This is a genomic window from Acholeplasma laidlawii PG-8A (assembly GCF_000018785.1).
Lineage (GTDB): Bacteria > Bacillota_I > Bacilli_A > Acholeplasmatales > Acholeplasmataceae > Acholeplasma > Acholeplasma laidlawii.
In genome coordinates this window covers 1,484,530-1,496,992 of sequence record NC_010163.1, presented here as the reverse complement: position 1 = coordinate 1,496,992, position 12,463 = coordinate 1,484,530, and the positions used below count along the sequence as shown (strand labels likewise).

Genomic DNA, 12,463 nt, shown 5'->3' with positions numbered 1-12,463 from the left:
ATAAATAAATAAAAGAAAGACCATTTTATGTTTGACTTTTAAGAACACTTTATTTATAATAAGAAAAGCAAGGTTTCATAAGAAAGGTGGTTTTTTGATTATGAAAAGAACATATCAACCAAGTAAAATCAAACATCAAAGAAGGCACGGATTTAGAGCTCGTATGGCTACTGCTAATGGACGTAAAGTATTAGCAAGAAGAAGAGCTAAGGGTCGCCAATCTTTAACTGTTTAATAAAATTATATAAAAGTTAATAAATACCAGGACTACCAGATCATTAACAAATATTGTTTATTTGTTTTAGGTAGTCCTTTATTTTTTAATTTGAGGTTTGTAGTGAAGAGAGTATATTCTATAAAAAGTAAAAACGAATTGGATTTAGTTTTTAAAGAAAAAAAATCCGTGGGTAACGGATATTTTGTTATATACTTTATACCTCATGAAACACCTCACTTTAAGTATGCGATATCGATCGGCAAGAAATTCGGAAACGCAGTAGAAAGAAACCAAGCTAAGCGTCGACTTCGATATATCGTTTCAAACTATTCAAACTATATAAATCCTAAGTACAGATTTGTTATTGTGGTACGACCACAATCAAATCTTTTACCTTATGATTTAATAAAAGAAAACATAACTAAATTGCTTATTAAAGCAAAACTTATAGAAAAAGAGGCTCAAAATTAATGCGTAAAATATTAGCAGTACTTACGGTGTTAGTGTTTGGATTAGTGTTGGTTGCATGTTCACCTGATACATCTGAAATTGATACTTTCCTATCACCAAATAAAATTGTTTATACAATGGATGAAACCAATGCAAATGGTCCAATCATTGAAACAGGAGATTTCGAATTTTACTCCATCCAAAAAAACAAGACTTCATCTAGAGTAGATGTTGCATCTACAGAAGTAACAAGCGTATCATTAGGTAATAATATCTATGAAATCACTGTTCGTGGTCATAAATATAATGTATATGTGTACCAAACAGGGTATGAAGGTACAGTAAGTAATCCAAATGATATTGTTGTATCTGCTTTAAGTCCAACTTATGGTGTTGAAAACGATGCAGACAAAATCAAAAACGTTAATGCATTATTCTTTACAGTAATTACAAACCAAATTGATTTAGAAAAAGTTCAAGTAATTTCTGCTCAGTTTAATACAAAAGCAAACACGGAAGTTATTAAAGAAACTGGAGCTAATGCTCAAAAGTATTTGGCAACACCAGAAAACTATGAAGATAATGTGTTTAAGATCAATTCAAATAACGTTTTATCATTTGAATTCCATGATCTAAACGACACAGTCCAAGTCATTAAGAATTTATCTTATAAACCAGCGGATAACCAACTACCAATTAACACTAAAATGGAAAATACATGGTTAGGCTATGTATGGGACTGGGTTTTCATTATCCCAATTTCATTTTTAATGCAATTCTTTGCATCCTTATTTGGATTAAATAGTTTTGGTTTAGGTATCTTATTTGCAACCATTATTGTTCGTACAATTGCATGGCCAATTTATGCCAAAGCAAATGATATGTCAATTAAAATGGCTGTTGCACAACCAGAGTTAACTAAATTACAAAATAAATATGCACTCAAAAAAGACCCTGCTTCACAACAAAAAATGCAAATGGAAATGATGCAACTATATAAGAAACATGGTATTTCAGTATTAGGATGTTTTACACCAATTCTTCAAATGCCAATCTTCTTAGCAATGTTCCAAACTGTTTACCGTATTACAGTACCTGGTGGTATGTATGCTGCAAACGTAAACAATCATAAAATCTTATTCGGATTAATTGATTTATCTGCAGGTGGATTTAATGATGTAACAAGTTATGTCTTAGCTGCAATCGTTGGTGTGACTATGTGGTTATTACAACATCTATCTCAAAAGAAACCAAGTTATGCTAAAAATACAGGAACTCAAGTGAAGACGGAACAAGCAGAACAACAAGCTAAAACAATGAAGACAGTATCAAACGTTATGATTGGTATGATGGTATTAACTACAATCACATCAGTAAATGCGTTAGGATTCTACTGGATCATTGGTAACCTGTTCTCAATTGGTCAATCATTCATTAATAGAAAATTATCTGAAAAGAAATACGAAAAAACTAGAGCTTCACAAAGCATCATCTAAGAAAGGGGTTAGACATGCTAAAAGTTATTGAAATCGAAGCTAAAACGCTTCAAGAAGCAACTAAAAAAGCGTCAGATATACTAAAAATATCAGAAGCTAAAATTAAATTAGAAGTATTAAAAGAGAAAAAAGGCTTTCTTGGCGTTGGTGGAAGCACACTTTATAAAGCAAGCCCTAATATCGATTTAGCTATTGAAGGTAAACAATACTTAGAAAATATGGTAACTGCATTAGGTATTGATGTAAAAATGGAAATTCAATCACCAGATGAATCCACAATTACGTACCGCCTTCAAACTTCAGAAAATGCTTTATTAATCGGTAAAGAAGGTAAGACTTTATTAGCTTTCCAAACATTATTAAGAAACCATTTGTCAACATTTGTTGAAGAACCAATACTAGTTACATTAGATATTGGAAACTACCATGCATCAAGAAAACGCCAATTAGAAATTATGGCAACTAAAACCGCTAAAGATGTAGCAAGAAGTGGTATTGCAGTCAAACTTGACCCAATGAATGCATTCGATCGTCGTATTGTTCACTCTAAATTAACTGAGTGGCGTGATGTTGAAACATATTCTGAAGGTGAAGGCGAAGAACGCGCAATCATCATCAGACCAAAAAAATAAATACTTAAATTATAAAATATCTCCCATGATTGGAGATATTTTTTTTACACCTAAATCAAAGCACATGAAAATAATCATTTAATGTTATAATTTACTTATGAAAAATAAAAAGAAAATAACTAAAGTACTTAGAAAAACAATTAAATATATAGCTTTAGCATTTATCTTACTGATAGCTTACTTTATAGGGGAATCAACCTATGAAAATATTAAGAAAACTCAGATCATTAATGACTTTAAAAGTAGAGCATATGAAACAGTTGAGGTGAGTCAACATGACACCACCTATTTTTATCATAAAATCAAACGAACCTATGAGTATGAACTAAGTGATACACGCTCAGTATTCTTTGATGCTAGTAAGGTAAATCCAGGACAAAAAGGTGATATCCTATTAACCTTTGAATCTCCTTTTCCATATATACCAGTTGTAGATCAAATCTATGGTTACTGGCTTGGTGGACATGCTGCATTAGTAGGGGACAATAATCAAATTTATCAGTCCACCGGAATTGGTGATAATGGCACCTTAGATTTTACTACCATATTTAATGTAATCATGCACCGTGGGTATGATGAGACGGATAAATATGGTTTAAGTGTTCAATCTGTATCAAATTATTGGATGACTCCATTTAGAAATGAAACACATTCAGAGTATCCTTATTATGGTAGATTTTATAGAGATGAAATTATGTCACTTAGGTTAAAAAGTAAAGACATAGAAACCTTTGATGCTGAACTGGATGTTGCAGTAAATTACGCTAAAGATAAAACAAACAGAGGTCTATATAATTACCTATTCATATTTGATACCAAATACAAATATTATTGTACAGATTTAGTCACACGCGCCTTTGGTCAAATTAATAAAGATCTAGGTACTAATTACACATTAGACCGTGATGGCATATTTCCTAGCATGTATGATATCTTACTATCAAGTGATACCTATATGACCATTTATAAAGAAACTAAATCAGATGGTATACATGTTTATTACTTAGAAGATGTGGAGGTATAAAGTGACTACTACAGAAATTATTTTACTCACCGGTATGAGTGTTATTATAGTCTTTTTAATGATTCTAATGATTGTATTTATTAAGGGTAAAAAGTCTCCTAATGATGAAGTAAAAGGTAGACAGCAACAAGAAATTCTATCTAAAATTGAGTATCTAAAAACGGATTTTAAAACAGAACTAGATAAACAAAATTTGCAAAGCCAACTGGAATTAGAAAGAACCATTAATTACTTTAAAGAAGCCATTTCAACCAAACTGAATGTCGATTTACAATCGATGAATGATAAGGTAGAAACAAGACTGAAAGAAGGTTTTCAATCAAGTGATAAACTCTTTAGTTCTATGCTTGAAAAACTAACTATTATTGATACCACACAAAAGAATATTGAAAACCTATCTGGGCATGTAAATGATTTAAAATCTTATTTGTCAGATAAAAAACTAAGAGGTATGTATGGTGAGTTACAGTTATACCAAATACTAGAAAATGTCTTTGGTGAAAACAATAAAACTTTATTTACTAAACAACATAAACTATCTAATCAAACAGTAGTGGATGCTATAGTCTATGGTAGTGGTGATGCTCTAAATATTCCAATTGACTCAAAGTTTTCACTAGAAAATTATATTAGGATGTATGATTCAAACTTAGAAGATAGTGAAAGAAAAAATGCATCAAAACTTTTTGAACAAAATATTAAAAAACATATTGATGATATTGCTAGTAGATATATCATCAAAAATGAAACAACTGACTATGCTTTAATGTTTATACCAAGTGAGGCAGTATTCTCAGAGATTCAAGCAAACTATATTCATTTAGTAGAGTATGCATCTAAAAAGAAGGTGTGGATCACATCTCCTACTACATTAGTTTATATGCTTACAATGATACTAGTCATCAATCAAGATCTAGAAAAAGAAAAGAATGCCGAAAAAATGCTTGATGAAATCAACAAACTCTATAATGATTTTAGACTAGTATTTGAACGTTTTAATACCTTAGAAAAAGATATTCAAAGGTTATCAGAAAGTATTAGGACTTTAATGATACCAATGAACCGTTTAAATAAGAATGTCTACAAAATTGAACATTCCGACTTTAAAAATATAAATACTGATGACTAATTTTATAAATTAGTGATACAATAGTAATAGAAACTTCATATACATCATAAAAAAGAAGAGTAAAACAGATGATATGTTTAAGAGAGTTAATGGTTGGTGAAAATTAACACATATGCTGATTTGAAATAACACTTTTTAGAGACAGAAGAACACATATAAATGTTAGTAGAACTGTACGGATCGCTTATCCGTTATATAAGCAAGTTGAGCGCTAGATTAGCTATGTTAATCTAGAACTAAGGTGGTACCGCGATTATTCGTCCTTAGACTAAATTTTAGTCTAAGGACTTTATTATATTAAAAGGAGAAAACTTATGGATTTAACAATTAGAACAATATATAAAGATCCTGCAAGGTATGCAGGTCAAGAAGTTATATTAAAGGGGTGGATTAGAAACCACCGTGATCAAAAAGAATTTGGGTTTATTAACCTAAATGATGGTAGTTTTTTTGAAAACATCCAAGTAGTATATGAAAGGGCAACAACAAAAGACTTTGATGCAGTGACACGTTTATCTGTAGGTGCATCCATTGAAGTTATAGGTACGCTTGTTTTAACACCAGATAGAAGCCAACCATTTGAAATTAAGGCACTAGAAGTGAGACTAATAGGGGATTCAGGTGAAAACTATCCAATCCAACCAAAACGCCACACAAGAGAGTTTTTAAGAGAGGTTGCACACCTTCGTCCAAGAACGAATTTATTTTCTGCAGTATTTAGAGTTAGAAGTATAGCTGCTTATGCAATACATAAATTCTTTCAGGAACAAGACTTTGTCTATGTACACACACCAATTTTAACTGCAAACGATGGTGAAGGCGCAGGCGCTATGTTTAAAGTTACTACACTAGACATGAATAAGCCACCTAGAAATGAAGACTCAAGTATTGACTATAGTAAAGATTTCTTTGGTAGAGAAGCTAACCTTACTGTTACAGGACAACTCGAAGGAGAAGCTTATGCACACGCATTTAGAAATATCTATACATTTGGTCCAACATTTAGAGCAGAAAACTCTAATACTACAACCCATGCATCAGAGTTTTGGATGATTGAACCAGAGATTGCATTTGCAGACTTAAATGACAATATGGAACTTATTGAACGTATGGTGAAATATGTTACATCTTATGTCTTAGAACATGCAAAAGAAGAAATGGCATTTTTTGATAAATTTGTAGAAAAAGGATTATTAACCAAGTTAGATAACCTACTAAAATCATCATTTAAACGTATTACTCATGAAGAAGCAATTAATATCTTACTAAAATCCAACCACAAATTTGAAAACCAACCAAAACATGGTGAAGACTTAGCTAAAGAACATGAAAGATATCTAACAGAAAAAGCATTCCATGGTCCAGTGTTTGTAAAAGACTGGCCAAAAGATATTAAAGCATTCTATATGAGATTAAATGACGATCAAAAAACAGTTGCTGCAGTAGACCTATTAGTACCTGGTTCAGGCGAATTAGTGGGTGGATCTCAAAGAGAAGAAAGATTAGATGTTTTACTTAAACGTATGGAAGATATGCATGTACCGGTTAAAGACCTTGATTGGTATTTAGATCTTAGACGTTATGGTGGTGTTCAAACATCTGGTTTTGGATTAGGTTTTGAAAGATACTTAATCTATGTAACTGGTGTAGAAAATATTAGAGACGTTATTCCATTCCCTAGAACACCTAAAAACATTTTATTTTAATTCAAAATATGATACATAACGATCGAGTTAAAAAGTTTTTAGAACACAACACAAATAAACAAGGTAAATTCATTTTATACTGGATGCAGCAATCCATGCGCATCCAGTATAACCATGCCTTAAATTACGCGATTGAACTTGCTAATAAGAAAAAACTACCGTTAATTGTCTGGTTCAACATACTACCAAACTACCCTGAAGCGAACCTTAGACACTACACCTTTATGTTAGAGGGTCTAAAAGAACTTCAACAAGATTTCGTTAAAGAAAACATTCACTTTGAATTAAGTATTGGTAAACTAACAGAAAACATCAAACCTTATTTGGATGATGTTGATACCATCATTATGGATAGAGGCTATTTAAAACCTCAAAGACAGATGAGAAATGAAGTCTATAAAATCGTTAAAGATACACATGCTATAGATATTATTCAAGTAGAAACCGATCTTATCATACCTGTTGAAGTACTTTATCCAAAAGCTGCTTATGGTGCCTATGTAATTAGACCCAAAGTGATGGAAAAATTACCTCAATATATGGATTATAGAGAATTATCTAGGTTAGATAATATTGAAAAGACTAAAGTCTATGAACCACTTGATCTTTCAAACATAGACGAAGTAGTAAAAAACCTACCAATTGATATGAGTGTGAAACCATATCATAAATTTAAAGGTGGTAGAAAAGAAGCCTATAAACATTTAGAATATTTCTTTAACCAACTACTTAAAGATTATGATAAAAGATCTGATCCTGCACTACATATTCAATCTTATATGTCGATGTATCTACAATTCGGGCAAGTATCCGATCAAGAAATATTGCGTATGCTCTATGATCATCCATTCTATAAGATCTATCCTGAAATGTCAGAAGGTTTTATTGAACAATTAGTGGTGAGAAGGTCTCTAGCGTATAACTTTGTTACATATATTAAAGATTATGATGTGTTTGAATTTATGACAGAGTCTTGGGCATATGAAACAATGTATGAGCATGAAAGAGATTTAAGAACACATATCTATAGTTTAGAAGATATAGAATTTAGTAAAACCCATGATATACACTTTAATGCAGCGATGAAAGAAGCACGTATTACAGGGTTTATGGCAAACTACTTAAGAATGTATTGGGCTAAAAAGATTATGGAGTGGTCAGGGTCTATGAAAGATGCCTACCAAATCATAGTCTACTTAAATAATAAATACTTTATCGATGGCAGAAATCCAAACTCTTATGGTAATATCGCATGGAACTTTGGTAAACATGATAGAGCTTGGCAAGAGCGAGCTATATTTGGTAAATTAAGATATATGAACGAACAAGGTCTGATTCGAAAATTTGATATGAAAACTTACCTAGATTACGTCAATACACTATAAAGATCACTTCATGAAGTGGTCTTTTTTACATCTCATTACAAAAAAACGACATTTTGTGACATCCATAAACTTTATAAAATGTAAAAGCGTATACTTTAGTCAAGTAATGAAAAGGAGTATCCACATGAAAAAGAATGTTATTTTATTTATGATTGCAACGATTGTATTTTTATTAATTGACCTACTATGGTTAGGTGTACTTTCAAAAGACTTATATCAAGAACAGTTAGGACACTTAATCAGTAACGAGTTTAAACTCATTCCAGCAGTTATATTTTATGTAGCATTTGTTACAGGACTACTCGTACTGGTGTTAAAACCAGGACTTAAAGAAAAGTCATTTAAGCAAACCATCCTCTATGCACTCATTTATGGGTTTGCTACATACGGTGCATATGATTTAACCAATTATGCAACCATGCAAGACTTTCCATTACTCATTGTTGTTATTGATCTAATTTGGGGTACATCCCTAACACTTGTAACAACCATAATAACCTATGTCGTCTATAGGAGGTTCTTCGAAAAATGAATGAATTTCAAATGATTGAAAATAAGAGTATGTATGATGCTTTAATTCATGGTGCTAAAAGAGTAATTGAAAAAAAGGATACACTGAATCAATTAAATGTTTTCCCTGTACAAGATCAAGATACAGGTAATAACTTAAGTGCCTTAATGAAAGCAATCATAGAACAAACCAAATTAGGTAACACGATTGATGAAACACTAGAATCTTTAGCAGATGCAGCATTAATCGGGTCACGTGGAAACTCTGGATTAATCTTTTCTCAATTCTTATATAGCCTTACAAAGACACATCAAAGTATAGATTATCCTGAATTCATCAGAAGAATTGAATCAGGCGTGATACATGCATACAACGCCATAAGTCATCCTGTTGAAGGCACCATGGTAACGTTGATGCGTAAACTAAGTGAAACACTGAAAAACACAAATCAACCAATTGATAATATAGAAACTTATGTAGACTATATCATCGTAGAGTTAAACAAAGCACTTGAACAAACCAAGTCTGAACTTGAAGTTCTAAAAACATTTGGTGTAGTAGATGCAGGTGCACTTGGATTTACATTATTTGTTGAAGGTTTTCTACAAAGCATTATTAAAAGATCTACAACTGATGATGTAGCGCAACAACATAGTTTTGAAGAACCTGAAACCATCGAACATGATCACATAGATATTACATACCGCTATTGTACAGAAGTACTACTTCAAACAACAACGGATAAACAATCACTAACAAAGCTACTTGATAATTTTGGTGACTCACTTGTCATTGGAGAAACAAAAAGACTTAAACGTGTGCATCTTCACACCAACCAACCAGAAGTAATCGTAGAAAAACTAAGTGGACTTGGTCAAATACTAGAATCTAAAGTTGACGATATGAGAAAGCAATACCAAGCTACACAGGCAAAGGATAATGAGATTTGTATACTAACTGATTCAATTGCTGATCTACCTAAAATATTTGTAGATAGTCATCCAATACATGTGCATCCAATTGGTATCAACTTTAATGATATAGTCTATTACGATAAGTTAACAATCAATAACCACCAACTCTTCCACTACATCGATAAGCATGAAAAGTTTCCCACATCATTTACACCGAGTATAAAATCAATCGATGCGCAGATTAACTTTTTATTAAAACACTATAAAAAGTTAATCATCTTAACCGTATCTTCAAAAATGAGTGGTATACACAACTTATTTACTAAGGCACTTGAAGGTTATAAAGATAAAGATGTATTACTTGTTGATACCAAACAAAACAGCGTCTCAGAAGGATTAATTGTTTATGAAGTAGCTAAAATGATTGAACAAAAAGTACCTTTTGAAAACATCAAACTAGCAATCAATACACTAGTTCAAAAGACTCAAATTCTAGTTCACGTAGATACCTTAGATAATATGGTAAGAAGTGGTAGAATCAAAAAAAGTCTTGGCACCTTAGGTAAGTTATTAAGATTAAAACCTATTGTATCTATTAATGATGCGGGTGAAGGTGTTGTATTATCAAAGACGATTGGTCAAAAACGAAATTTTAAAAAACTAGTCAATATGGTAAGCCATATTCATAAAACAGCAGGCATTGAAAATTACGCAATTGTCCATGTATCCAATTTAAAATTAGCAGAAAAATTAAAAACAGAGATTATTAAAAAGACTGGTAAAGCACCGGTATATGTAGGGGAGATATCATCTATTATTGCTATGAACTCAGGGTTAAACTCTGTAGCGGTTGGATTGATTAGAAAGGAATCATAATGAATTATTTATATATTTATCTTATCTTACTAGCATACTTTCTTATTTGGTATGTCATTGCTCAAATTAAAAAGAATAACGGTTTAGTAGATATAGCTTGGGGTATGGGTGTGGTAGTGAGTGCAGTATCTTCACTCATACTTGGTGATCAATATACGATCACTGGTTTAATCGTTACAGGATTAACTATCATTTGGGGTCTAAGATTATCTTTATATTTATTTAAGAGAAACTTTAATAAAGAAGAAGACTTTAGATATCAAAACTTTAGAAATAAATGGAAAACACATGTGAAGTTAAAAGCCCTATTATATGTTTTCTTGACACAGTCTATATTTAGTTATATCATAGCATTACCAATCATCTTAACAAACTTAATATCTAACAAAACATTTGACATGGTAAGCATCATACTTGTATCACTAGGCGCACTGATTTTCTTTATTGGTTTTATCTTTGAAGTGCTCGCGGATCACTCACTACAAAGATTTAAAAAAGATCCTTCAAACAAAGGAAAAATTATGCAAAAAAATGTCTGGAAGTTTTCCAGACACCCTAATTATTTTGGGGAAGCTACTCTTTGGTGGGGAATTGGTATTGCTACATTAGGAACAATGAATATTATAAGTTTCATAGGACTTATAAGTCCGTTAATCATTACATATTTATTACTTTATGTAACAGGCGTTCCATTACTTGAAAAGAAATATAAAACGAATTTGGCATATCAAGCATACGCAAGTAAAACATCTATTTTCTTTCCACTACCTCCTAAAAAGTAAGGTTAGTTCATAACAGGTAAGAATATCTCCAAGTGATAATAATCTATGCCTTCATCATTAGTGGCATAACGATTAGAAAAACCGTTATATTGAATTAAAATCTTATCAATGATAGAAGCACCAAATCCGTGTTGAAGTTTATCGGGTTTTGTAGAGTTTAAGGTAAGACTTGAATATTCAATATTCATAGTATTTACAAAAGACACTTTAATGTATGCATCCATGCGTTCACTATCAATCTTGATTAAACGCTTAGATGCATCTTCCACGTGAAGTAGTGCTTCATAAGCGTTTTCTAAAATATTATAAAATAGTTTGATCATATTGATTTCAGAGATATCTAAATTAAAGTTAATATATACAACAGATTCAAAACTAGCACCTATGCCTACAAATCGCTTTCTATAGTCATTTAGTAGTGCGTCATACACAAGGTTATTAGAATATCGACTGTAGTTGATTTGGAGACTATCAAGTTCTTTATTAGAATCATTTACAATATGTTTAATGGAGTCTAAGTCGCCTCTATCAGCAAGTGATGCAATAGAGTTTAACACTTTATTGTAGTCATGCTTAAAGCGTAACAGTTCTTGAGTTTGACTTTCAAAGACTTTATAGTGATCTAGTTGATAGCTTAGTTGTTTCTTTAACGTATCTGTATGAGTTTTAAACACACTAAAGTAAGTAGAATTTGCAGTAAATAATCTAAGCAGTAAATAAATACCATCCACACTAAATGCAAGTAATAATAAGATGACGTTATACCATCTAAATGGAAGTACTTCAGTGGTAGCACTCATCCAAATAAGGTTAATCGTTAAAATTGCTTGGATAGAAATAATAAGTAATAAATTGCTACGCTGAGAAAAGAAGTCTTTAAGCTTATCAGCTAAAAGTTTAGCATCAAACAGTAAAAGTAAAATTAAGGATACTGTATATGCAAGTGCTTGACTTAAGTGATAGTAATTAGAACCGTAAATCCAAGTAAGTGTTAACTGATTTTGCTCAATAAGTGCAAATAAAGCTGCAAAGAATATAAAGTCTACATAGATTTTAAGGATTGCATTTAAAGATAGAAAAGTGATATTAAAGATATTGGTTTTATAGACCAGTGATAAGGCAAGTGGATAAGTTATAAACGATAACAAACCTAAATAACCAACACTTAGTCCAAAAGGTAAAACAGTAATAAATTGAATAAATATAGTTAGTAGAAAAATAATAAAACCTATATAGTAGTGAGATCTTAAGACAAAATATTTCGAATAAATTCGAATATAAAAGTAAGAAAATATGGTTGATATTAAAATAGCAAAACTAATATAAAGTATATCCATGATA

Annotated in this window: 12 protein-coding genes and 1 other annotated feature; of the genes, 11 read left to right on the top strand and 1 reads right to left on the bottom strand. The window is 31.3% G+C overall.

Features of this window, described 5'->3' with window-relative positions; all coding sequences use genetic code 11:
* The first annotated feature begins 100 nt into the window (after positions 1 to 100).
* From rpmH to ACL_RS07040, 11 genes are all read left to right on the top strand, one after another.
* Positions 101 to 235 (top strand): 50S ribosomal protein L34, encoded by a 135-nt coding sequence (gene rpmH, locus ACL_RS07090; protein WP_012243355.1) that lies wholly within the window; start codon positions 101 to 103, stop codon positions 233 to 235.
* Positions 236 to 337: 102 nt separating this feature from the next.
* On the top strand, positions 338 to 688 hold the full coding sequence (rnpA, locus tag ACL_RS07085; RefSeq protein ID WP_012243354.1) for a ribonuclease P protein component: 351 nt from the start codon (positions 338 to 340) through the stop codon (positions 686 to 688).
* Positions 688 to 2,163 (top strand): YidC/Oxa1 family membrane protein insertase, encoded by a 1,476-nt coding sequence (locus tag ACL_RS07365; protein ID WP_012243353.1) that lies wholly within the window; start codon positions 688 to 690, stop codon positions 2,161 to 2,163. The genes rnpA and ACL_RS07365 overlap by 1 nt, the downstream gene beginning before the upstream one ends.
* Before the next feature lie 14 nt (positions 2,164 to 2,177).
* A complete protein-coding gene (gene jag / locus ACL_RS07075; RefSeq protein WP_012243352.1) occupies positions 2,178 to 2,795 on the top strand; it encodes an RNA-binding cell elongation regulator Jag/EloR in 618 nt (205 codons plus the stop codon).
* 97 nt (positions 2,796 to 2,892) lie between these two features.
* Positions 2,893 to 3,819, top strand: coding sequence for a hypothetical protein (locus tag ACL_RS07070; RefSeq protein WP_012243351.1), 927 nt, complete (start codon positions 2,893 to 2,895; stop codon positions 3,817 to 3,819).
* A gap of 1 nt (position 3,820) precedes the next feature.
* Positions 3,821 to 4,948, top strand: coding sequence for a DNA recombination protein RmuC (locus ACL_RS07065; protein WP_049751967.1), 1,128 nt, complete (start codon positions 3,821 to 3,823; stop codon positions 4,946 to 4,948).
* A gap of 38 nt (positions 4,949 to 4,986) precedes the next feature.
* Positions 4,987 to 5,216, top strand: a binding site (T-box leader).
* 46 nt (positions 5,217 to 5,262) lie between these two features.
* The gene (asnS, locus tag ACL_RS07060) at positions 5,263 to 6,654 is read left to right on the top strand and encodes an asparagine--tRNA ligase (protein ID WP_012243349.1); all 1,392 of its coding nucleotides are present in this window, start codon (positions 5,263 to 5,265) and stop codon (positions 6,652 to 6,654) included.
* 8 nt (positions 6,655 to 6,662) lie between these two features.
* Positions 6,663 to 8,039 carry a deoxyribodipyrimidine photo-lyase gene (locus tag ACL_RS07055; protein ID WP_012243348.1) on the top strand — a complete coding sequence of 459 codons (1,377 nt, stop codon included), beginning with the start codon at positions 6,663 to 6,665 and terminating at the stop codon, positions 8,037 to 8,039.
* Between the two features lie 124 nt (positions 8,040 to 8,163).
* On the top strand, positions 8,164 to 8,571 hold the full coding sequence (locus ACL_RS07050; RefSeq protein WP_012243347.1) for a DUF2177 family protein: 408 nt from the start codon (positions 8,164 to 8,166) through the stop codon (positions 8,569 to 8,571).
* Positions 8,568 to 10,340 (top strand): DegV family protein, encoded by a 1,773-nt coding sequence (locus tag ACL_RS07045; RefSeq protein ID WP_012243346.1) that lies wholly within the window; start codon positions 8,568 to 8,570, stop codon positions 10,338 to 10,340. Before ACL_RS07050 ends, ACL_RS07045 begins: the two co-directional genes overlap by 4 nt.
* Positions 10,340 to 11,122, top strand: coding sequence for a DUF1295 domain-containing protein (locus tag ACL_RS07040; protein WP_012243345.1), 783 nt, complete (start codon positions 10,340 to 10,342; stop codon positions 11,120 to 11,122). Before ACL_RS07045 ends, ACL_RS07040 begins: the two co-directional genes overlap by 1 nt.
* A 2-nt stretch (positions 11,123 to 11,124) precedes the next feature.
* Here ACL_RS07040 and ACL_RS07035 read toward each other — a convergent pair whose 3' ends face one another.
* Complete coding sequence (locus ACL_RS07035; RefSeq protein ID WP_012243344.1) at positions 11,125 to 12,459, bottom strand: GHKL domain-containing protein; 1,335 nt, start codon at positions 12,457 to 12,459, stop codon at positions 11,125 to 11,127.
* Positions 12,460 to 12,463: the final 4 nt, after the last annotated feature.